This is a genomic window from Streptomyces sp. NPDC048297 (assembly GCF_043201585.1).
Lineage (GTDB): Bacteria > Actinomycetota > Actinomycetes > Streptomycetales > Streptomycetaceae > Streptomyces.
In genome coordinates, this window is sequence record NZ_JBICZA010000001.1 from 156,188 (window position 1) to 177,506 (window position 21,319).

Genomic DNA, 21,319 nt, shown 5'->3' on the forward strand with positions numbered 1-21,319 from the left:
AGTGTGTGTCCGCTACGGCTCTCCGTCGGCCTACTTCTGCGGGTCGGTCCACGCCTGGAGTGTGCGGCCGCTGACGAACCGGTGTTCCGTTCCCGTGACCGGATCGGTGAACTCCAGCCTGCGCGCGAGCAGTTGCAGCGGGCGCCGGAAGTCGCCCGGCGGCACGGGGGCGGTCACTTCGGGGTACAGCGGGTCGCCGAGGACGGGGATGCCGAGCGCGTTCAGATGGACCCGCAGCTGATGGGTCTGACCGGTGCGGGGGAGCAGCCGGTACCGGGCCAGGCCGCCCCGCCGTTCGGCCAGTTCCACGTGGGTCACCGCGTTCGGCTCGCCCTCGACCTCCCGCGCGGCCCGCACCCCGCGCTCCTTCAGGATCCGGCTGCGCACGGTCCGGGGCAGGGCGAGCGTCGGGTCGTACGGCGCGAGGGCCTCGTACTCCTTGCGCACCAGGCGGTCCCCGAACAGCGTCTGGTAGGCGCCCCGTTCCTCGGGCCGCACCGTGAACAGCACCAGCCCGGCGGTGAGTCGGTCGAGACGGTGTGCGGCGGTCAGCGTCGGCAGGCCCAGTTCGCGGCGCAGCCTCGCCAGCGCGGTCTCGGTGACATGGGAGCCGCGCGGGGTGGTGGCCAGGAAGTGCGGCTTGTCGGCGACGACGATGTGCGCGTCCCGGTACACCACGTCGAGCGGGAACGGCACCGGCACCTCCGGGGCCCGCTCCCGGTGGAACCACACGAACATCCCCGGCTCGTACGGCGCGTCCGGCGCCACCGCCCGGCCGTCGGCGCCCACGATCAGACCCGAGCCGAACATCGCCTCGACCACGCCGGGCCCGGCGCCGGTGAGCCGCTCCACGAGATGCTCCCGCACCGTGGCCCACGCCCCGTCGAACGGCAGCCGCACCCGCACGGGGTCGACACCGTCGCGCTGGGGGAGCGGGGCGGGCGGGGGAGGCGTACGGCGGCTCATCAGGACACAAGGGTACGGCGGCGGGAAAGCGCCGGGGTGCGGGCCGCCGCCTTGGCAGGATGCGGATCATGCCGTATCTCACCGCACCGGTGCTGGCCGCCGGAACCCTCGCCCGTGCCCCGCAGCCCGTGCTTTTGACGGGTGACGGTCTGGTCCTGCGCCCCTGGCGGGCCGGGGACGCGCCCGCCGTCCACGCCGCCTTCCAGGACCCGGTGCTGCACCAGTGGCACATCCGCTCCTGCGACTCCGAGGAGGAGGCCGCGAGCTGGATCGAGGAGTGGCGCACGGCCTGGGAGGGTGAGGACAACGCCCAGTGGGCCGTCGCCGACGCGGACACGGACGAACTGCTGGGCAGGGTCGCGCTGCGCGAGATCGCGCTCGGCGACGGCGTGGCCGAGGTGGCGTACTGGACCGTGCCGGGGGCCCGGGGCCGGGGTGTCGCCGCCCGTGCCACGACCACCGTGACCCGCTGGGCCTTCGAGGAGGTCGGCCTGATGCGCCTGGAGCTCCTGCACTCCACCGCCAACCCGGCCTCCTGCCGCGTCGCCGCGAAGACCGGCTTCGCCCTGGAGGGCACCAAGCGCAACGGATTCCTGCACCGGGACGGCTGGCACGACATGCATCTGCACGCACGCCTGCGCACGGACTGATTCCGCGCGGACCGATTCCCGCGTGGGCTGATCGCGCGCTGGCTGATTCCCGCGTGGACTGATTCCCGCACGGGCTGATCCCGCGCTATCACCGATCCTGCACGGTCACTGACCCTTGACGGACTGATCACGGACGGGCTGATTCCCGCGCGGTCAGCGGTCCAGCTCTCTCAGCGATCCCGCGCGGTCACCGCTCCCACCCTGTAAGCAGTCCTGCCCTCCCCGCAGTCCCGCACCGTGACCGATCCCGCGCCGTGACCGATCCCGCACCGTGACCGATCCCGCGCCGTGACCGATCCCGCGCCGTGACCGATCCCGCGCCGTGACCGATCCCGCGCCGTGACCGATCCCGCGCCGTCACCGATCCCGCGCCGTCACCGATCCCGCACCGTCACTGATCCCGCACCGTCACTGATCCCGCACCGTCACCGATCCCGCGCCGTCAGCCCAATCCGCCCGGTGCCGTTCAGGCGGCCGCCGCGCCGTCGGTCGCCCGGCCGCCGCTCTCCTGTTCGGCCTCGATACGGGCGTTCCAGTCCCGCTTGGAGGCCTGCCAGCCGTCCTCGTCGTGGCCGAGGCGCCAGTACCCGGAGACGGACAGGTCCTCGCGCGGGATCGACAGGTCGACCCGCAGCATCCGGCGCAGCTCCTTCACGAAGCTCGCCTCGCCGTGCACGAACGCCTGCAGCCGGCCCTCCGGGAACTCCAGGGCTCGTACGGCCTCCAGCAGGGCCTCGCCCACCCGCCGGTCCCCGCGGTGCAGCCAGACGACCTTCACATCGGAGTCGATCTTCTGCTCCTCCTCGGGCCCGGACACCTCCACGAAGGCGTGCGCACGGGCACCCGAGGGCAGCGTCTCCAGGGCGCGGGCGATCGCGGGCAGCGCGCTCTCGTCGCCGACGAGCAGATGCCAGTCGGCACCGGGGTCGGGCGCGTAGGCGCCGCCGGGTCCCATGAAGCGCACGGTCTCACCCGGCCGTACCCGGGTGGCCCAGGGGCCGGCCAGCCCCTCGTCGCCGTGGATCACGAAGTCCAGGGTCAGTTCGAGGTGCTCGGGATCCCAGCCGCGCACGGTGTACGTCCGGGTCACCGGCCACTGCTCGCGCGGGAACTCGGCGCGGATCCGCTCCAGGTCGAAGGGCTCGGGGTAGGTGACGCCCGCGGGCCCGAACAGCAGCTTCACATAGTGGTCGGTGCAGGTGTCCGCCGTGAATCCGGCCAGTCCGTCACCGCCGAGCACCACGCGCTGCATGTGCGGGGTCAGCCGCTCGGTGCGCACCACGTGTGCGGTGTGCGGCTTGCGCGGCTTTCGTCCCGGACGCTCTGCCATGGCGGCCTCCTGCTGCACTGCTGCGGTATTGGTTAGGTTTGCCTAAGTTAGCATCTTGATTCGGTCAACAGCCTTTCCCGGGTGGGGAATGAGATCCCTTTGCCGGAATATTCCCGTGGAATCGGCACCGAAGCGTCCGGCGCCGGGTCCCAGGGTTCCTGATCCGCCGCTCGATCGTGATCGGCTTCACCGCTCGGGCATGATCGGCTTCACCGTTCCAGCGTGGTCAGCAGCCGCTGCAGGGAGCCGCCCAGCCCCCAGCGGGCCGCCAGCGCGTCCAGCCCGGCCGGGTCGCGCGGTGCGTGCGGCAGCGCGGTGTCCACGTCCGGCAGCGGGACGTCGTCGGCGACCCGCACCACCTTCGGCGCGACGGCCAGATACGGTCCCGCCTCGGTGAGCCGCTTGCGCTGCGTCGGGGTGAGCTTCGCCTCCGGGTCCTCGGCCGCCGCGACGATCCCGGCCAGGTCCCCGAACTCGGCCAGCAGCTTGGCGGCCGTCTTCTCGCCGATCCCGGGCACGCCCGGCAGGCCGTCGCTCGGGTCGCCGCGCAACAGGGCCAGGTCCGCGTACCCGCGCCCGCCGGTCCCGTACTTCTCGCGCAGCACCGCCTCGTCGGTCAGCTGCAGCGTGCCCACGCCCTTGAGCGGGTACAGCACCCGGATCCCGCGCTCGTCGTCGACCAGCTGGTACAGATCGCGGTCGCCGGTGACGATGTCCACCGGGCCGTCCGCGCGCGCGGTGAACGTGCCGATCACGTCGTCGGCCTCGTACCCCTCGACCCCGACGCGGGCGATGCCGACCGCGTCCAGCACCTCCTCGATGACCGGCACCTGCGGGGCCAGGGTGTCCGGCACCTCCTCCGCGTCCGGTCCCGCCTCGTGCTCCTCGGCGACGCGGTGCGCCTTGTAGGAGGGGATGAGGTCCACCCGCCACTGGGGCCGCCAGTCGGCGTCCATGCAGGCCACCAGGCGGTCCGGACGGTGGTCCTTGACCAGCCGGTCGATGAAGTCCAGCAGTCCGCGCACGGCGTTCACCGGCGTGCCGTCGGGCGCCCGCACGGAGTCCGGCACGCCGAAGTAGGCGCGGAAGTAGAGCGAGGCGGTGTCGAGAAGCATCAGTCGTCCGGTCACGCTCGCATCATGCCGCACGGCACCGACAGCGGGCCCCCGCGCCGGGACGCACCGGAACGCGTTGCGGTATGCGCATCGCCGTGAGGCGGCCCACTTGTGCGTTTGTGGTGAAGGAACCCGGGCAGGCGCGGCCTCGGAGCGATGCCGGTTGCCTGTTCAACTGTTGGTGGCCGGTCGCTCCCTTTCTGTCGGCAGAGACGAGAGGTACGCGTGTCATCCAGGCTTGAGGCCGAGCACCTGTTCAAGGTGTTCGGCAGACGACCGGACCAGGCGGTGGAGCGGCTGAAACAGGGCGCCGACCGGGAGGAGCTGCGCTCCGACGGCACCACCGCGGCGGTGATCGACGCCTCCTTCACCGTGGAGCCGGGCCAGATCTTCGTGGTCATGGGCCTGTCCGGCTCGGGCAAGTCCACCCTGCTGCGCATGCTCAACGGCCTGCTGGAGCCGACGGACGGCCGGGTCCGCTTCGACGGCCAGGACCTGACCGCGCTCAGCGACCGCGAGCTGCGCGAGGTCCGCTCCAGGAAGATCAGCATGGTCTTCCAGCACTTCGCGCTCTTCCCGCACCGCAGTGTCCGCGACAACGCCGCCTACGGCCTGGCCGTGCAGGGCGTGCCCCGCGCCGAGCGCGAACGCCGCGCCGACGAGGCGCTCGCTCTGTGCGGCCTGGCCGGCTGGGAGAAGTCCTGGCCCGACGAGCTGTCCGGCGGCATGCAGCAGCGCGTGGGCCTCGCCCGCGCCCTCGCCACCGACGCCGACCTGCTGCTGATGGACGAGTCCTTCAGCGCCCTGGACCCGCTGATCCGCCGCGACATGCAGGACCAGCTCCTGGAACTCCAGAAGAGCCTGAAGAAGACCATCGTCTTCATCACCCACGACCTCAACGAGGCCATGCGCCTGGGCGACCGCATCGCCGTCATGCGCGACGGCCGCATCGTGCAGGACGGCACCGCCGAGGACATCCTGCTGCGCCCGGCCAACGACTACGTCGCCTCCTTCATCCAGGACGTCGACCGCTCCCGCGTGCTGACCGCCACCGCCGTCATGGACACCGAGGTGCGCGGCGACGAGGCCGACTGCGCCTGTGCGACGGCCACCCCCGACACGCCGTTCAACGAGCTGTGCGCCCTCAGCGCCCGGCTGACCCACCCGGTCGCCGTGCTCGACGCCGACGGCGCCCTCGTGGGCGTCGTGCCCCGCGGCCGTCTGGTCGGTTTCCTCGGCGACGAGGAGAGCGAGCCGACCGCCTGCGACCACCCGGAGAACGACGGGGAGAAGGTGATCGCCCGTGCCTAGGCTGCACATCGGCGACTGGGTCGACTCGGGTGTCGACTGGCTGGTCGCCCACATGTCCTGGCTGTTCGACGCGATCCGCGCGGTGGTCGAGGGCCTGTACGACGGCATCGACGCCGTTCTCACCGCGCCGGCCCCGCTGGTCATGGCCGGCATCCTCGCCGTCGTCGCCTGGTGGCTGCGAGGCCTGGTCGCGGGCGTCCTGGCCTTCGCCGGGTTCGCCCTCGTGGACTCGCTCGACCTGTGGGACCGGGCCATGTCCACGCTGGCGCTCGTCCTCGTCGCCACGGTCATCGCCCTGGTGATCTCGATCCCGCTCGGCATCTGGGCCGCCCGCTCCAAGGCCGTCAGCGCCGCCGTACGGCCCGCTCTGGACCTGCTCCAGACCATGCCGTCGATGGTCCTGCTGATCCCCGCCATCCTCTTCTTCGGCCTGGGCACGGCGGCGGGCGTCATCGCGACCCTGATCTTCGCGCTGGCCCCCGGCGTCCGCATGACCGAGCTGGGGATCCGCCAGGTCGAAGCGGAACTGGTCGAGGCCGCCGAGGCGTTCGGCACCACCCCGCGCGACACCCTGTTCCGCGTCCAGCTGCCGCTCGCCCTGCCGACCATCATGGCCGGCGTCAACCAGGTGATCATGCTGGGCCTGTCCATGGTCGTCATCGCCGGCATGGTCGGCACCGGCGGTCTCGGGGGCGCGGTCAACGAGGCCATCGGGCAGCTCGACATCGGCTTCGGCTTCGAGGCGGGCGTCGGCATCGTCGTCCTCGCCATCTACCTCGACCGCATGACCGGCGCGCTCGGCGCCCAGCTGTCCCCGCTGGGCCGCAGGGCCGCCGCCAAGGCCCGCACCCGCGCGTGGTCGTACCGGCCGCGCCCGGCGGTCGCGGTCGTCGGCATCGTCGTCCTCGCGCTCGTCGCGGGCGGCATGAACGTCTTCGGGTCCTCCGCCGGCTCCTCCGTGGCCTCCGGCACGAACGTCGGCAGGGGCAAGGAGATCAGGCTCGGCTACATCGCCTGGGACGAGGGCATCGCCTCCACCTTCCTGTGGAAGGAACTGCTGGAGCGGCGCGGCTTCAAGGTGACCACCACCACCTACGCCGCCGGCCCCCTCTACACCGGCCTCGCGAACGGCCAGCTCGACTTCGAGACCGACTCCTGGCTGCCCACCACGCACGCCGAGTACTGGAAGAAGTACGGCAAGCGGCTCGACGACCTCGGCAGCTGGTACGGCCCCACCTCCCTGGAGCTGACCGTCCCCTCCTATGTGAAGGACGTGAACTCCCTGGAGGACCTCAAGGCCCACTCCTCCGAGTTCGGCGGCAAGATCGTCGGCATCGAGCCCAGCGCGGGCATGATGAGCATGCTCAAGACCAAGGTCCTCAAGGAGTACGGCCTCGACGGCACGTACGACGTCGTCGACGGCTCCACGCCCGCGATGCTGGCCGAGCTGAAACGCGCCTACGCGAAGAAGGAGCCCGTCGTCGTCACCCTCTGGTCGCCGCACTGGGCGTACAGCGACTACGGGCTGAAGAAGCTGAAGGACCCCAAGGGCGCCTGGGGCAAGGGCGACGGCGTGCACACCCTCGCCCGCAAGGGCTTCGCCGCCGACAACCCCGAGGTCGGCACCTGGCTGAAGAACTTCTCGATGACCGAGAAGCAGCTCACCGGCCTGGAGGCGCAGATCCAGAAGGCGGGCAAGGGCAAGGAGCAGGACGCCGTGCGCACCTGGCTGCAGCAGAACCCGGGCCTGGTCGACACGTGGGCGCCGGTCGCCGGCAAGGACGCCGCCGGCAAGGACGCCGTCGGCAAGGACGCCGGGAGCCGGGCGGCCGGGTGACCTGACCCGTCCCGACCGCCACCCGAGGGGTGGGCGGCGCCGCACGTCCCGTTGACGTACGGCCGCCGCCCACCCCTCGCGGTGTACGGGGCCACGGACCGGATCCAACCAACCACGCGGCGCCACGAACCTCGCCCACCGGGAACACCGGCTCCCGTTCGCGCCTTGAACCAGGGGGCATGCCCTCCGCTCGGCGGCCACGCACTGGCGCGAACCGTGAGGTCGGGGCTCCGCCGGCGTGACAGGGATGTGACAGGCGCGTGAAACGGTTTGCCGAACATGCATAGGGTGCAGAGAACTCATCAGGAGGAGTGCGCCCGATCAGGGGCACCCGGCAGACGGCACGACGCGTGAAGGAGGGAGCCGGAGCGATGGGCGACCACAAGGAGCAGCAGTCCGTGCGGGTGGGCGCGGCCGTCCGGCGGCGCCGTCGCACGCTGGAACTCACGCTCGCCGTCGTGGCCGAGCGCACCGGCCTTTCGGTGCCCTTCCTCAGCCAGGTCGAGAACGACCGCGCCCGGCCGAGCCGCACCTCCCTGGAGAAACTGGCCGACGCCCTGCGCACCACGGCCGTGGAACTGCTCGCCGCCGCCGACCCCGCGTGCAGCGTGGACGTCGTACGCGCCGAGCCCCGCGTCGACGGCGACTTCGACCCGCGCACCCGCTCCCTGGTCCGCGGCCACCACCAGCTGCACGCCTCCGAGTTCACCGGCGACCACGACCCCGGCCGCGAGTTCCAGCACCGCAACGACGAGCTGATGTACGTCGTCGAGGGCGCCGTCGAGATCGAGGCCGAGGGCCGCGCGTACCGTCTCGGCCGCGGTGACACCCTCTACCTGACCGGCGGGGTCCGGCACCGCTGGCGGGCCACGGTCCCGGAGACCCGGGTGATCGTGGTGGCGGTCGCCGAACACATCGAGGCCGTGCAGGACCGGTCCCGCTAGGTGTCGCGCGAGATGCGGATCGTCTCGCTCGTTCCCTCCCTCACCGAGGCGGTCGCGGTGAGCCTGCCCGGCAGGCTCATCGGCGCGACGGACTGGTGCGGCCATCCGGTAGACCTGGAGGTCACCCGTATCGGCGGCACCAAGAATCCCCGGGTGGACCGGATCGTCGCCCTCGCGCCCGACCTGGTGATCGCCAACGAGGAGGAGAACCGCGCCCCCGACCTGGACGCGCTGCGCGCGGCGGGCCTTGAGGTGCTGGTCACCGAGGTGCGGACGGTGCCGGGGGCGTTCTTTGAGCTGGAACGGGTGCTGACCGCGTGCGGCGCGCCGGTCCGGCCCCACTGGCTGGAGGAGGCGGAGGCGGCGTGGGCGGCGCTGCCGGGGCCCGCGAGTTCTACGACGGCGGTCGTGCCGATCTGGCGCCGGCCCTGGATGGTTCTCGGCCGGGACACCTTCGCCGGTGACGTCCTCGCCCGGCTCGGCGTGCACCACCTGTACGCGGCCCACCCCGACCGCTATCCGCGCGTGCCCCTGGAGGAGCTGCGCGCGGCGGAGCCGGACCTCGTCGTCCTGCCCGACGAGCCCTACCGCTTCACCGCCGACGACGGCCCCGAGGCCTTCCCGGGCCTGCCCTGTGCCCTGGTCAGCGGGCGGCACCTCACCTGGTACGGGCCGTCGCTGGCCGAGGCGCCGCGGGTGCTGGGGCGGGCCCTCGGAGCAGCTCGCCGCTGAGCAGCCCCCGCACGGTCCCGGCCGACGCCGTGAGCCACCCGGCGAGCAGCGCGGCGTACAGGCCGAGGGCCAGGGCGTCGTACACGTCGAGTCCCGTGTGCCGGGCGAGGGCGGACGCGCCGGTGACACAGGTGCCCAGCGGGAAGGTGAACGCCCACCAGGTCATGGCGAACCCCATGCCCTGCCGCCGGGCCCGCACCACGTGCGCGACGGAGAACGCCAGCCACAGCAGCGCGAACCCCATCACCGGCACCCCGTAGAGCACGGCGAACACCTCCAGGCCGCGGGCGTAGGGAGCCGGTACGACCCCGGGGGCGTCGTCCGCGATCAGACCGAGCGCGGTGGTCGACTGGCCGAGCGGGCCGAGGACGAGGAACAGGGTCGGGGTGAGCGCGAGCGGCAGCGGGCCGCCGGTGATCAGCCGGGCGAAGACCAGCGGCAGCATCAGGAGCGTGGCCAGCAGGCTCACCCCGAACAGCGCGAGGCACGCCAGCAGCAGGGTCTCCCGGGGCTGTCCGGGCGGCAGATGCGGTACGAGCAGCGGACCGACCGCGGCCGACACCATCGGCGCGACGAGCGGCAGCAGCCAGACCGGAGTGGCCTCGGCGGGCGCGACGCGGTGCCGCACCGCCATCAGGTACGGCACGGCGATGGCGGAGAGGAGCCCGATCGCGGTGCCGGTGGTGAACAGGACCGTGGCGACGGCGACGGCAGGGCCGGTGCCGATCCAGTCCCGTCCGACGGTCACGGTGCCGCCGCCGACCGCGAGCAGGGCCATCGCCAGGCAGCCGTAGAAGGGGGCCATGGCGGGGTCGAGGAGGTGGACGCGGGCCTGGTCGCGGTGGTGGGTCCAGTGCAGGGCGCGGGCGGCCAGCAGCGTCGCCAGCAGCAGGGAGGCCAGCGCCCAGACGACCGTGCAGGGCCCGCGCAGTGCGTCGGCGTGCACGGGGAGCGTGGCGCCGGCCGTGCCGACGACGGACGTGCCCATGACCGCGGCGTACCAGTTGGGGCCGAGGTGCCGCACGCGCGCGGCGCGTACGGCGGGAAGCGAATGTACTGCGGTGACCATGGCTCCACCCTCGCGCGGCCGATCACCCCTGACCAGGGAGTTCGCTTCTATGGGGGCATAAGGTGGTCTTATGAGCGAGGGATTTGCGACCGACGACGCACGGCCCGGCGGCTCGCTGTCGCACCGGGTGCCCGACCTCGGCGCGCTGGAGCTGCTGCTGGCCGTGGCGCGGCTGGGCAGCCTCGGGGCGGCGGCGCGGGAGGTCGGCATCACGCAGCCGGCCGCCAGCAGCCGTATCCGCTCCATGGAACGGCAGCTCGGCGTGGCCCTGGTCGACCGCTCGCCGCGCGGCTCCCGGCTCACGGACGCGGGTGCCCTGGTGACCGACTGGGCCCGCCGGGTCGTGGAGGCGGCGGAGGCGTTCGACGCGGGTGCGCAGGCGCTGCGGGACCGGAGGGACTCGCGGCTGAGGGTCGCCGCGAGCATGACGATCGCCGAGTACCTGCTGCCCGGCTGGCTCCTCGCGCTGCGCGCCGAGCGCCCCGACACGGCCGTGTCCCTCCTCGCCGGCAACTCGGCGAAGGTCGCGGAACTCCTGCTGGCCGACGAGGCCGACGTCGGTTTCGTGGAGGGCGTGGCGGTCCCCTCGGGCCTGGACTCGACCGTCATCGCCCACGACCGCCTGATCGTCGTCACGGCCCCCGCCCACCCCTGGGCCCGCCGCCGGCGCCCCGTGACCGCCGAGGAACTCGCGGCCACCCCCCTGATCCTGCGGGAACGCGGATCCGGCACCCGCCAGGTCCTGGACACCGCCCTCGGCGGCCTCGCCCGCCCCCTCATCGAACTCTCCTCCACGACCGCGGTGAAGGCCTCCGCCGTGAGCGGCGCCGGCCCCTCGGTCCTCAGCGAACTCGCCGTGCGGGAGGAACTCGCGATGCGCCGTCTGGTGAGCATCCCCGTGGAGGGCGTGGCCCTGCACCGGGACCTGCGCGCGGTCTGGCCGACCGGCCACCGGCCCACGGGACCGGCACGGGAACTGCTGTCGCTGACACGGGGGTGAGGGGGCGTCCCGCCGGGGGCGGGGACGAGGCCGGGCCGGGGCTGGGGACGGGGTCAGGACCGGGGCAGTGTCACCGTGCCGTGCCTCGGTCACGTGGCCGCCACCAACCGCCCGCAGGCGCCGCCGACCAGCCTTCGGCACGACAACCGCCCCCGGAGGGGAGTGTCCGGCGCTGTCGTGAGCCGCTGCCGCCTTGCCGCGTTCCGGGGCTGAGGCCGACTGGTCGTGGAGGGTGTGTCCGGCGCTGTCGTGAGCCGCTTCCGGCTTGCCGGCTCGCCGTGTTCCGCGGTCGTGGTCTACCGCCCACAGGGGCGCGTACCCGGTGCCGCCACGCGAGCTGCCACCGGCTCGCTTTCACGGCGCGCGGGAATTCGTCGGCAGCCCAGCTCGTCGGCCCGCCACGCATGGTTAGCGTGACCCGCACCGCACCGCACCGCACCACATCGCCCCGCCGCAGGCGTCCGCCCGGTCTGCGCCCCTTCCAGCGGGCCCAGGTCGACGTGGCGACGGCCTGGTTCAGGCACCGGCCGCGGTGACCAAGGATCGCATCACCCGCAGGTCCTCGGCCATCTCCGGATGCCACTGCACGCCCAGCACCCACGCCGTGGCCGACGGTGCTTCGATGGCCTCCACGGTTCCGTCCTGGGCGTACGCCGATGCCACCAGGCCCTCGCCGAGCCGGTCCACCGCCTGGTGGTGGTAGGTCGGCACCGACGTCTGCTCCGGGACGATCCCGCCGTACAGGGTCCCCGGCACCGGCTTCACCGCGTGGTCCCCGAAGGCGCCGACCACCTCGGCGTGCCCGTCCAGGTGCTGCACCAGCGTGCCGCCGAGCGCCACGTTCAGCAGTTGCATCCCCCGGCAGATCCCCAGCAGCGGCTTGCCCGCCGCCAACGCCGCCCGGATCAGGGCGAGTTCCCAGGCGTCCCGCTGGGGTGCGGGCGGCCCCGTGCGCGGTGAGCGCTCCGCGCCGTACCGGGACGGATCCACGTCGGGGCCGCCCGCGATCACCACCCCGTCCAGCCGGTCCACCACCGAGGCGGCCCGCTCGGGCGCGTCCGGCGGCAGCAGGAGCGCGAGCCCTCCGGCCCGCTGCACCAGCCGCGGATAGCCGGCCGGCACCAGCGCCGCGGCCAGCTCCCACACGCCCCAGCGCACACCGGCCTCCAGATACGTACTCACACCGATCAGCGGTCGTGCGGTCACGCTGTCCTCCGAGAGAGTCAAAGGTTGTGTCGCGTACCTTTGCAGAAGCGGCTCACGCCAGGAAGCCCCGCAGCAGTGCCGCCGTCCCCGCGCAGTGCTCGCGCATCATCTCCCGCGCGCCGTCCGCGTCCCCGTCCAGCACCGCCTCCACCAGCGCGGTGTGCTGGCGCTGCGAGTGCTCCAGGTTGCGCACCAGCAGCGGGATGCAGTCCAGCAGGTCGTTCACGGTCGCCCGTACCGCGGCGTACCGCGCGGCCAGGGAGGGCGAGCCGCACAGCTCGGCCAGGGTCAGATGGAGCAGCGTGTCCAGGCGCCGGTACTCGGTGAGCGGGGCCTCGTGGGTGCGGTCGAGCGCCTCCCGCAGCCGGACCGCCTGCGCGCCGGTCAGCCCGTGCGCCGCGCACAGCCCGGCCGCGCCCACCTCCAGCACCTCGCGGAAGCGCAGCACGTCCTCGATGTCGACCGACGCGATCCGCCGCCGCAGTTCGTCCTCGCCGCCCGCGTCCGCGCGCGGCAGGACGAACGTTCCGCCGTAGCGCCCGCGCCGCGCCTGGACCAGGCCCTGGTCCTGGAGCACCTTCAGCACCTCGCGCAGCGTCACCCGGCTGATCCCGAGCCGCTCCGCCAACTCCCGCTCCGCGGGCAGCCGTTCACCGCCCGGCACCAGCCCGAGGCGCACCACCTGAAGGATCTGCTCCAGCGCCTCCTCGAAGCCGTTGCCGGCCCGCACCGGCCGCAGGACCGCCGTGAGCCGGTCGTCCTCCGGCCGCCGCTGCTCGCGCGGTCCCCTCGGATCCGCGTCCCGATCCGCGTCCCGATCCACGTTCCGATCCGCGCCCCGATCCACGTCCCGCGACATCCGGCCCTGCCCCCTTCCCAAGCAATGGTTCTCCGCAATACCTTATGGCTCCCGGCCCGGCCGCAACACGCGAAGAAGCCGAAGGAGGCCCTCCCGTGGCAGAGCGCACCGCCCCGCTGAGCGTCGAGGAGCTGCACACCCTCGTCGCCGGCGGTGAGATCGACACTGTCGTCCTGGCCTTCCCCGACATGCAAGGGCGGCTCCAGGGCAAGCGGTTCGCCGCCCGGTTCTTCCTCGACGAGGTCCTGCGGCACGGCAGCGAGGGCTGCAACTACCTGCTCGCCGTCGACACCGAGATGAACACGGTCGACGGCTACGCGATGTCCTCCTGGGACCGCGGCTACGGCGACTTCGCCATGCGCCCCGACCTCGCCACCCTGCGCCGCATCCCCTGGCACCCCGGCACCGCCCTGCTCGTCGCCGACCTCGCCTGGGAGGACGGCTCCCCGGTCGTCGCCGCCCCGCGCCAGATCCTGCGCCGCCAGCTGGAGCGGCTCGCCGGGCTCGGCTACACCGCCCAGGTCGGCACCGAGCTGGAGTTCATCGTCTTCAAGGACAGCTACGAACAGGCCTGGGACGCGAACTACCGCGGCCTGACCCCGGCCAACCAGTACAACATCGACTACTCCATCCTCGGCACCGGCCGCATCGAGCCCCTGCTGCGCCGCCTGCGCAACGACATGGCCGGCGCCGGCCTCACCGTCGAGTCCGCCAAGGGCGAGTGCAACCCCGGCCAGCACGAGATCACCTTCCGCTACGACGAGGCCCTCGTCACCTGCGACCAGCACGCCCTGTACAAGACCGGCGCCAAGGAGATCGCCGCCCAGGAAGGCGTCTCGATCACCTTCATGGCCAAGTACAACGAGCGCGAGGGCAACTCCTGCCACATCCACCTCTCGCTCGCCGACGCCGACGGCCGCAACGCCATGGCGGGCTCCCACGACGACCCCGGCGGGATGTCGGCCGTCATGCGGCACTTCCTCGCCGGACAGCTCGCCGCCCTGCGCGACTTCTCCCTCCTGTACGCCCCCAACATCAACTCCTACAAGCGGTTCCAGCCCGGCTCGTTCGCCCCCACCGCCGTCGCCTGGGGCCACGACAACCGCACCTGCGCCCTGCGCGTCGTCGGCCACGGCCGCTCCCTGCGCTTCGAGAACCGCCTCCCCGGCGGTGACGTCAACCCCTACCTCGCCGTCGCCGGACTCGTCGCGGCCGGCCTGTACGGCGTCGAGCAGCGCCTCGAACTGCCCGAGCCCTGCCCCGGGAACGCCTACACCGCCGACTTCGCGCACGTCCCGACCACCCTGCGCGAGGCCGCCGAACTCTGGGAGACCAGCCCGATCGCCAAGGCGGCCTTCGGCGACGAGGTCGTCGCCCACTACCGCAACATGGCACGCGTCGAACTCGACGCCTTCGACGCCGCGGTCACCGACTGGGAACTGCGCCGCTCCTTCGAACGCCTGTGAGCCCCGCCGCCGACGCACGCCCGTGAAAGGCCGATTCGTGTCCGACTCAGACGAGTTGAAGATCCTCAACCCCGCCACGGAGGAGGTCGTCGCCACCGTCCCCGCCGCGAGCGAGGAGGACGTGGCCGCCGCCGTCGTACGGGCCGCGCGCGCCCAGACCGGATGGGCCGCCCTCGCGCCCGCCGACCGTGCCCGCCTGCTGCGCCGGTTCGCCGACGTCGTCGACGCGCATGTCGAGGAACTCGCCCAGCTGGAGGTCCGCGAGGCCGGCCACACCGTGGGCAACGCCCGCTGGGAGGCCGGCAACGCCCGCGACCTGCTGCTCTACGCGGCCGGCGGCGCCGAACGCCTCCTCGGCCGGCAGATCCCCGCCCCCGGCGGCTGGAACGTCACCTTCCATGAACCCCTCGGCGTCATCGGCGTGATCGCCCCCTGGAACTTCCCCATGCCGATCGCCGCCTGGGGCTCCTTCCCGGCGCTCGCGGCCGGCAACGCGGTCGTCCTCAAGCCCGCCGAGACCACCCCGCTCACCGCGCTCCGCCTCGCCGAACTCGCCCTGGAAGCGGGCCTGCCCGAGCACGTCCTCCAGGTACTGCCCGGCCACGGCCGTATCACCGGGCGCGCCCTGGTCGACCACCCGGACGTCGCCAAGATCGTGTTCACCGGCTCCACCCGCACCGGCCGCGAGATCATGGAGCGCTGCGCCCGCCTGGTCAAGCCGGTCACCCTCGAACTCGGCGGCAAGAGCCCCAACATCGTCTTCGCCGACGCCGACCTCAAGGCCGCCCTCGACCCGTTCTCCTTCCTGGACAACTCCGGCCAGGACTGCTGCGCCCGCACCCGCGTCCTCGTCCACGAGGACGTGTACGACGAGGCCCGCGCCTTCCTCGCCGACGCGCTCGCCGCCGTCGTCGTGGGCGACCCGGCCGACGAGAAGACCCAGATGGGCCCGCTGATCTCCCGTCAGCAGCTGGAGCGCGTAAGGTCGTACGTCCCCGAAGGCGCCCAGGCCCTGCGCGGCAGCGCCCCCGACGGGCCCGGCTTCTGGTTCCCGCCGACCGTCCTCACGGGGGAGCGGCCGGACGGCGCGGCGGCCCGCGAGGAGATCTTCGGCCCCGTCGCCGTCCTCCTCCCCTTCACCGACGAGGCCGACGCCGTCCGGCTCGCCAACGACACCCCCTATGGCCTCTCCGGCTCCATCTGGACCCGGGACGTCGGCCGCGCCCTGCGCGTCTCGGGGGCCGTGCGCGCCGGCAACCTGTCCGTCAACTCCCACTCCAGCGTCCGCTATTGGACCCCGTTCGGCGGCTTCAAGCAGTCCGGCCTCGGCCGCGAACTCGGCCCCGACGCCCTGACCGCCTTCACCGAGACCAAGAACGTCTTCATCAGCACGGAGGGCCCCGCACAGTGACCGAATCCCTTGTCTGCCGCCGCCTGGTCGGCCGTACCGCCGTCGTCACCGGAGCCGGCAGCGGCATCGGTCTCGCCACCGCGCGCCGGCTCGCCTCCGAAGGCGCGAACGTGGTCTGCGCCGATGTCGACGAAACCCGCGGCAAGATCGCCGCCGACGAGGTCGGCGGACTCTTCGTCAAGGTCGACGTCACCGACCCCGAGCAGGTCGAGGCGCTGTTCAAGACCGCCTACGACACCTACGGCAGCGTCGACATCGCCTTCAACAACGCCGGCATCTCCCCGCCCGACGACGACTCCATCCTGGAGACCGGCCTGGAGGCCTGGAAGCGCGTCCAGGAGGTCAACCTCACCTCCGTCTACCTGTGCTGCAAGGCCGCCCTCCCCTACATGCGCCGCCAGGGCAAGGGGTCCATCATCAACACGGCGTCCTTCGTGGCCCGGATGGGCGCGGCCACCTCCCAGATCTCCTACACCGCCTCCAAGGGCGGCGTCCTGGCCATGTCCCGGGAACTGGGCGTGCAGTTCGCCCGTGAGGGCATCCGGGTCAACGCCCTGTGCCCCGGGCCCGTGAACACCCCGCTCCTTCAGGAGCTGTTCGCCAAGGACCCGGAGCGGGCCGCCCGCCGCCTCGTCCACATCCCGCTCGGCCGGTTCGCCGAGGCGGACGAGATCGCCGCCGCCGTCGCCTTCCTGGCCAGCGACGACTCCTCCTTCGTCAACGCCACCGACTTCCTTGTGGACGGCGGAATCTCCGGCGCCTACGTCACCCCCCTGTAGACGCCTTGGGCCGGCGCCGGGCGGAACCGCTCTCCGGGGCGCCGGTCACAGGAAGGTCCGTCCCTCGCCCCGGTAGGTGGGCACGGTCGCCGTGACCGTGTCCCCCTCGATCAGGTGCAGGGCGTCGAACCGCTCGCACAGCTCGCCCGCCTTCGCGTGCCGGAACCACACCCGGTCCCCGACGAGGAGATCGTCGGCGGGCGAGCCGAGCAGCGGGGTCTGCACCTCACCGGGCCCCTCCTGGGAGTCGTACGACAGCCCCTGCGGCAGGTACGGCACGGGCAGCCGGTCGGTTCCCGCGGCACCGGAGGCCGGATAGCCGCCGCCCAGCACGGTCACGACCCCGACGCCGGGCCGCCGTACGACGGGCAGCGCGAACAGGGCCGCGGGACGCCCCCTGAAGGACGTGTAGTTGTCGAAGAGCCGAGGCACGTACAGTCCCGAACCGGCCGCGATCTCGGTCACCGCGTCCTCGGCGGCCGTGTGCTGCACACTGCCCGTGCCGCCGCCGTTCACGAACTCCAGGTCCGGCGCCACGGCCCGCACGGCACGCACCACCGCGGCGCGCCGCGCGGCCAGTTCACGGCGGGCGGCGGCCTGCATCAGCCGGATCGCCCGCGAGCGCAGCGGCCGTCCGGCCACCGCGTCCCCGACCCCGGCGACGTGCCCCTCGTACGCCATGATCCCCACCAGCCGGAAACCGGGCCGACGGGCCACGGCGCGGGCCAGCTCGGCCAGTTGGGCGGGGGAGTGCAGCGGGGAGCGCCGGGCCCCCACCCGCACCCGGCCGCCCAGCAGCTTCAGCGCGGTGTCCAACTCCAGGCAGACCCGCACGAGTTCGCGCCCACCGTCCCGGGCCGCGTCGATGAGGTCGAGCTGCGCGACGTCGTCGACCATCACCGTGACCGCACCGGCGAGCTTCGGATCGCCGGCCAGCTCCGCGAACCCCGCCCGGTCGGCGGACGGATACGCCAGCAGGATGTCGTCGAACCCGGAGCGCGCCAGCCACAGCGACTCGGCCAGGGTGAACGACATGATCCCCCGGAAACCGTCCCGGGCGAGGACGCGTTCCAGCAGGGCCCGGCAGCGGACCGACTTGCTGGCGACCCGCACCGGCTTCCCGGCGGCGCGGTTGACCAAGTCGTCCGCGTTGGCGTCGAACGCCTCCAGGTCCACGATCGCGAGAGGGGCGTCGAGATGGGCGGTGGCCCGGTCGTAACGGGACCGGTCGGCGGCGCGCGCAGTCATGCCGGAAGCGTGCCAGACGTGATTACCGCAGGGTAGGGGGACGTTCCGGGCAGATGCCCCGGCTGTGCGAACTGGTTCTGTTTCTCCGCCCGACAACCCGTAGAGTGACGCGCACGTACGCGGAGGGCGTCCGGCCGGTTCGCCTGAACCGGGATGCCGGTCCGGCCGTATGGGTATGGTGCCCGGACCGGACTTTCGCCCCGGGCGCGGTCGGTGAGGAGAGGGCCCGTATACGAGGAGACGGCCCTGGGCACGAGGAAACGGGGGGTGCATTGAGCACAGAAGCGCGCCGCGCCCCGATCCCGCCGCGTCCCCCGTCCCAGCCGCGGGACGGCACCCGGTTCGAGCCCCAGGACGCTCCCGCCGGCCCCGAGGAACCGACCGGCCCCACGGCCACCGGATCCGGGTCCGGGTCTGGTCCGGCGGGCGGCGGATCCGACGCCGTCCCCGGGACCGCCACCGGAGCCGCCCCCGCGCCGACGGACGACGGCTACGGCTACGCCGACAGCGCCGACGAACCCTCGGTCTTCACGCCCTCTGCCTCCACCGTGTCGCGTCCCCCTGCCGCCCGGTCCGGTACGGGTGCCGGTACCGATACCGGCTCTGGTTCCGCCGTGCCCGGCGTCACCGGCCCCGTGACTCCACCCCCGCCCCGCGCCTCGGCGCGCTTCCCCGACGCCCCGCCGAGCACGGGCCACGCCCCTCGCCGCGACAACGCCGGTACGGCCGTACCCCCACGCCCCGACCAGCGCCCGCCCTTTAGGCCGGGCCGCCCGGCAGCCCCGGCGGAAACCCCGTCGGAGACGACAGCCTCCCTCCGCCCGATCCCGCCGGTGTCCGGCGCGCGGCCGGATGGTCCCGCCGGACGCACCTCGGCGACGACGGGCCGGACCCGGCCGGCGCCGTCCATGCCCGCAGCACAGCCCGTCGTCCCGGCCGTACCGCCCCGCCGCCCCGGCGCTCCCGCCGCGCCGACGTCGCAGCCGACGGCCCAGCCGTGGTCGACGCCGCAGGCCAGGACCGCCCTGGGCACGACCCGTGCCGGGTGGGGTACGAGCGATCCCGCCCGCGCCGTCGGACCCGCGTCGGTCGCGCCCGGTCCCACCCTGTCCTGGGGAGCCACCGCGGCCACTCGGCCCGTCGTGTCGTTCGGGGAGCCGGAGGGGTACGACGAGCGGGGGCGGGCATGGCCGCTGGGCGCGCGGGTGCGCGGCGGCACCGTCGCCGCCGCCGCCTGCCTCGTGCTCGGCCTCGGTCTCATCGGCGGTGCCGTGACCGGGAGTTGGCTCACCGTCGACGGAGGGGACGGCCCGCCCGGAACCGGGTTCACCGCGGCCGGCCGGCTGTGGCACAGCGTCCTCGTGGACCAGCTGTTCCCGCCCGTCGTGCAGGGCACCGGCGCCGGACCCGGCGGAGCCGACCGCACCTGGACCCGGATCGCGGTCGCCCCCGACAGCGGCTGCGCCGACGCCTTCGACCCGCTGCTGCACAAGGTTCTCGCCCCCGCCGGCTGCCAGCGTCTGCTGCGCGCCACCTACACGGACGCGACCCAGAGCTACGTCACCACCGTCGGGCTGCTGTTCACCAAGGCCGACGCCGCCGGCATGTCCGCGCTCGCCGCCCGTTTCCGGGACGAGCACCTGGACCTGCGCACCGACCTCATGCCCCGCCCGTACGCCGCCCGGGGCACCGCCGCGGCCCGCTTCGGCAACGAGCAGCGTGCCAGCTGGACCGTCGCCGTCCTCACCGACGCCCCCGTCGTCGCCTTCGCCGTCTCCGGCTGGGCGGACGGCCGCCGCGTCGACGAGCCCCAGCCCGCAGCGAGCGCCGTCGACTCCGGGGCCACCTCCGCACCCGCCCAGGCCGGCCTCGGCAACGAGGCCCAGGGCCTGTCGGACCGTATCGAACGCCGGCTGCGCGCGACCGTCAGACCGGCCACGGGGAGATCCTCTTGAGCCGATCGACGAGCGCCCGCCGCCGCACGCGCGTCACCGGGGCGGCGACGAGCCTCCTGCTCGCCGGCTCCCTCGCCCTGCTGCCCGCCACCGCCGCCCACGCCGACGGCATCCGTGCCCAGCAGTGGGCCCTGACCGCGCTCAATCTCGACGAGGTCTGGCACACCACCAAGGGGAAGGGCGTCACCGTCGCCGTCCTGGACACCGGCGTCGAGGGCGACCACCCGGACCTGACCGGCAACGTCCTGCCCACCAAGGACCTGATCGGCTTCGGCGCCGAGCCCGGTGACCGCACCTGGGCGCGGCACGGCACCGCCATGGCCGGCATCATCGCCGGACACGGCCACGGGTACCTCCGGAGTTCCGGGATCATGGGCGTCGCCCCGGAGGCGAAGATCCTGCCCGTGCGGGTCATCCTGGAGGACGGCGACCCCGCCCGCGCCAAGGCCCGCACCACCCGGGGCAACGCCCTCGCCGACGGCATCCGCTGGGCCGCCGACCACGGCGCCGACGTCATCAACCTCTCCCTCGGCGACGACTCGAACTCCGCGCACCCCGAGCCCGGCGAGGACGAGGCCGTGCAGTACGCCCTCAAGAAGGGCGTGGTCGTCGTCGCCTCCGCGGGCAACGGCGGCGACAAGGGGGACCACGTCTCCTACCCGGCCGCCTACCCGGGCGTCATCGCCGTCACCGCCGTCGACCGCTACGGCACCCGCGCCGCCTTCTCCACCCGCCGCTGGTACGCCGCGGTCAGCGCGCCCGGCGTGAACGTCGTCATCGCCGACCCCGATCACAAGTACTACGAGGGCTGGGGCACCTCAGCCGCCTCCGCGTTCGTCTCCGGCGCCGCCGCCCTGATCAAGGCGGCCCACCCCGACCTGGCCCCGGCCCAGATCAAGAAGCTCATCGAGTCCACGGCCCGCGACGCCCCGGCAGGCGGCCGTGACGACTCCCGGGGCTTCGGCATGATCGACCCGGCCGCGGCCATGAGAGCGGCGGCGAAGCTGAAGCCCGAGGGGCTCCACCCGGCGTCGTACGACAAGAAGTACTTCGGCAGCGGCCCGGACGCCCCCAAGGCCCCGGACCGGACGGCCGACTGGGCGAGCCCCCTGGCGGGCAGCGTCGGCGGCGTACTGCTCGTGGCGGCAGTGGTCCTCTGGAGAAACCGCAAGGCGACTCACTGAGGGGCGCGGGGCGACTCGCTGAGGGGCGCGGGGGACCGCGCGACGAGCCACGGCGAGCCGGCGCACGCGCATGCCCTGCCTCGGCCTCCTGCGGTGCGCACGCGCATGCCCTGCCTCGGCTTCCTGCGGTGCGCACGCGCATGCCCTGCCTCGGCTTCCTGCGGTGCGCACGCGCATGCCCTGCCTCGGCTTCCTGCGGTGCGCACGCGCACGCCCTGCCTCGGCCTCCTGCGGTGCGCACGCGCACGCCCCGCCTC

General features: G+C 73.4%; 18 protein-coding genes. 11 read left to right on the forward strand and 7 right to left on the reverse strand.

The window, feature by feature from the left end; genetic code table 11:
• Window positions 1–30 precede the first annotated feature (30 nt).
• On the reverse strand, window positions 31–966 hold the full coding sequence (locus ACGFYV_RS00675; RefSeq protein ID WP_393876143.1) for an RluA family pseudouridine synthase: 936 nt from the start codon (window positions 964–966) through the stop codon (window positions 31–33).
• A gap of 68 nt (window positions 967–1,034) precedes the next feature.
• Here ACGFYV_RS00675 and ACGFYV_RS00680 point away from each other — a divergent pair, with 68 nt between their 5' ends.
• Window positions 1,035–1,616 carry a GNAT family N-acetyltransferase gene (locus ACGFYV_RS00680; protein WP_393876144.1) on the forward strand — a complete coding sequence of 194 codons (582 nt, stop codon included), beginning with the start codon at window positions 1,035–1,037 and terminating at the stop codon, window positions 1,614–1,616.
• A gap of 466 nt (window positions 1,617–2,082) precedes the next feature.
• Here ACGFYV_RS00680 and ACGFYV_RS00685 read toward each other — a convergent pair whose 3' ends face one another.
• Window positions 2,083–2,946: a siderophore-interacting protein gene (locus tag ACGFYV_RS00685; RefSeq protein ID WP_393876145.1), complete on the reverse strand. Its 864-nt coding sequence runs from the start codon at window positions 2,944–2,946 to the stop codon at window positions 2,083–2,085.
• A gap of 209 nt (window positions 2,947–3,155) precedes the next feature.
• Entirely contained in the window at window positions 3,156–4,076 is a 921-nt protein-coding gene (locus tag ACGFYV_RS00690) for a 5'-3' exonuclease H3TH domain-containing protein (protein WP_393876146.1), read from the reverse strand.
• A gap of 210 nt (window positions 4,077–4,286) precedes the next feature.
• Between ACGFYV_RS00690 and ACGFYV_RS00695 the strand changes: the two genes are divergently transcribed.
• The 4 genes from ACGFYV_RS00695 (at window position 4,287) to ACGFYV_RS00710 (ending at window position 8,885) form a co-directional block, all read left to right on the forward strand.
• Window positions 4,287–5,372 carry a glycine betaine/L-proline ABC transporter ATP-binding protein gene (locus ACGFYV_RS00695; protein ID WP_393876147.1) on the forward strand — a complete coding sequence of 362 codons (1,086 nt, stop codon included), beginning with the start codon at window positions 4,287–4,289 and terminating at the stop codon, window positions 5,370–5,372.
• Window positions 5,365–7,209, forward strand: coding sequence for an ABC transporter permease/substrate binding protein (locus ACGFYV_RS00700; protein ID WP_393876148.1), 1,845 nt, complete (start codon window positions 5,365–5,367; stop codon window positions 7,207–7,209). The genes ACGFYV_RS00695 and ACGFYV_RS00700 overlap by 8 nt, the downstream gene beginning before the upstream one ends.
• Before the next feature lie 371 nt (window positions 7,210–7,580).
• Window positions 7,581–8,153: a helix-turn-helix domain-containing protein gene (locus ACGFYV_RS00705; protein WP_393876149.1), complete on the forward strand. Its 573-nt coding sequence runs from the start codon at window positions 7,581–7,583 to the stop codon at window positions 8,151–8,153.
• 12 nt (window positions 8,154–8,165) lie between these two features.
• Window positions 8,166–8,885 carry a helical backbone metal receptor gene (locus ACGFYV_RS00710; protein WP_393876150.1) on the forward strand — a complete coding sequence of 240 codons (720 nt, stop codon included), beginning with the start codon at window positions 8,166–8,168 and terminating at the stop codon, window positions 8,883–8,885.
• Here the strand turns inward: ACGFYV_RS00710 and ACGFYV_RS00715 are convergent.
• Window positions 8,812–9,954, reverse strand: coding sequence for a TDT family transporter (locus ACGFYV_RS00715; RefSeq protein WP_393876151.1), 1,143 nt, complete (start codon window positions 9,952–9,954; stop codon window positions 8,812–8,814). The genes ACGFYV_RS00710 and ACGFYV_RS00715 overlap by 74 nt on opposite strands.
• 70 nt (window positions 9,955–10,024) lie before the next feature.
• On the opposite strand from ACGFYV_RS00715, the gene ACGFYV_RS00720 reads away from it, so the two are divergent.
• Window positions 10,025–10,954 carry a LysR family transcriptional regulator gene (locus ACGFYV_RS00720; RefSeq protein WP_393876152.1) on the forward strand — a complete coding sequence of 310 codons (930 nt, stop codon included), beginning with the start codon at window positions 10,025–10,027 and terminating at the stop codon, window positions 10,952–10,954.
• Between the two features lie 516 nt (window positions 10,955–11,470).
• On the opposite strand, the gene ACGFYV_RS00725 is transcribed toward ACGFYV_RS00720, so the two are convergent.
• On the reverse strand, window positions 11,471–12,160 hold the full coding sequence (locus ACGFYV_RS00725; RefSeq protein WP_393876153.1) for a gamma-glutamyl-gamma-aminobutyrate hydrolase family protein: 690 nt from the start codon (window positions 12,158–12,160) through the stop codon (window positions 11,471–11,473).
• A gap of 52 nt (window positions 12,161–12,212) precedes the next feature.
• Window positions 12,213–13,019, reverse strand: coding sequence for a FadR/GntR family transcriptional regulator (locus ACGFYV_RS00730; RefSeq protein ID WP_393876154.1), 807 nt, complete (start codon window positions 13,017–13,019; stop codon window positions 12,213–12,215).
• A gap of 95 nt (window positions 13,020–13,114) precedes the next feature.
• On the opposite strand from ACGFYV_RS00730, the gene ACGFYV_RS00735 reads away from it, so the two are divergent.
• The 3 genes from ACGFYV_RS00735 to ACGFYV_RS00745 are packed head-to-tail and all read left to right on the forward strand — an operon-like array spanning window position 13,115 to window position 16,675.
• Entirely contained in the window at window positions 13,115–14,485 is a 1,371-nt protein-coding gene (locus tag ACGFYV_RS00735; protein WP_393876155.1) for a glutamine synthetase family protein, read from the forward strand.
• Between the two features lie 37 nt (window positions 14,486–14,522).
• Window positions 14,523–15,896: an aldehyde dehydrogenase family protein gene (locus ACGFYV_RS00740; RefSeq protein ID WP_393876156.1), complete on the forward strand. Its 1,374-nt coding sequence runs from the start codon at window positions 14,523–14,525 to the stop codon at window positions 15,894–15,896.
• Window positions 15,893–16,675, forward strand: a complete 783-nt coding sequence (locus ACGFYV_RS00745; RefSeq protein ID WP_393876157.1) for a 3-oxoacyl-ACP reductase — start codon at window positions 15,893–15,895, stop codon at window positions 16,673–16,675. Before ACGFYV_RS00740 ends, ACGFYV_RS00745 begins: the two co-directional genes overlap by 4 nt.
• Window positions 16,676–16,720: 45 nt before the next feature.
• Here the strand turns inward: ACGFYV_RS00745 and ACGFYV_RS00750 are convergent, their stop codons facing one another.
• Window positions 16,721–17,923 (reverse strand): amino acid deaminase/aldolase, encoded by a 1,203-nt coding sequence (locus tag ACGFYV_RS00750; RefSeq protein ID WP_393876158.1) that lies wholly within the window; start codon window positions 17,921–17,923, stop codon window positions 16,721–16,723.
• Between the two features lie 272 nt (window positions 17,924–18,195).
• Here ACGFYV_RS00750 and ACGFYV_RS00755 point away from each other — a divergent pair, with 272 nt between their 5' ends.
• Both ACGFYV_RS00755 and mycP read left to right on the forward strand, forming a co-directional pair.
• Complete coding sequence (locus tag ACGFYV_RS00755; RefSeq protein ID WP_393876159.1) at window positions 18,196–19,878, forward strand: hypothetical protein; 1,683 nt, start codon at window positions 18,196–18,198, stop codon at window positions 19,876–19,878.
• Entirely contained in the window at window positions 19,875–21,062 is a 1,188-nt protein-coding gene (mycP, locus tag ACGFYV_RS00760) for a type VII secretion-associated serine protease mycosin (protein WP_393876160.1), read from the forward strand. Before ACGFYV_RS00755 ends, mycP begins: the two co-directional genes overlap by 4 nt.
• The last annotated feature ends 257 nt before the right edge of the window (window positions 21,063–21,319 follow it).

Coding starts and splice junctions, on each gene's coding strand:
- ACGFYV_RS00675 (WP_393876143.1), bottom strand. CDS start 966: ATGAGCCGCCGTACGCCTCCCCCGCCCGCCCCGCTCCCCCAGCGCGAC.
- ACGFYV_RS00680 (WP_393876144.1), top strand. CDS start 1,035: ATGCCGTATCTCACCGCACCGGTGCTGGCCGCCGGAACCCTCGCCCGT.
- ACGFYV_RS00685 (WP_393876145.1), bottom strand. CDS start 2,946: ATGGCAGAGCGTCCGGGACGAAAGCCGCGCAAGCCGCACACCGCACAC.
- ACGFYV_RS00705 (WP_393876149.1), top strand. CDS start 7,581: ATGGGCGACCACAAGGAGCAGCAGTCCGTGCGGGTGGGCGCGGCCGTC.
- ACGFYV_RS00710 (WP_393876150.1), top strand. CDS start 8,166: ATGCGGATCGTCTCGCTCGTTCCCTCCCTCACCGAGGCGGTCGCGGTG.
- ACGFYV_RS00715 (WP_393876151.1), bottom strand. CDS start 9,954: ATGGTCACCGCAGTACATTCGCTTCCCGCCGTACGCGCCGCGCGCGTG.
- ACGFYV_RS00720 (WP_393876152.1), top strand. CDS start 10,025: ATGAGCGAGGGATTTGCGACCGACGACGCACGGCCCGGCGGCTCGCTG.
- ACGFYV_RS00730 (WP_393876154.1), bottom strand. CDS start 13,019: ATGTCGCGGGACGTGGATCGGGGCGCGGATCGGAACGTGGATCGGGAC.
- ACGFYV_RS00750 (WP_393876158.1), bottom strand. CDS start 17,923: ATGACTGCGCGCGCCGCCGACCGGTCCCGTTACGACCGGGCCACCGCC.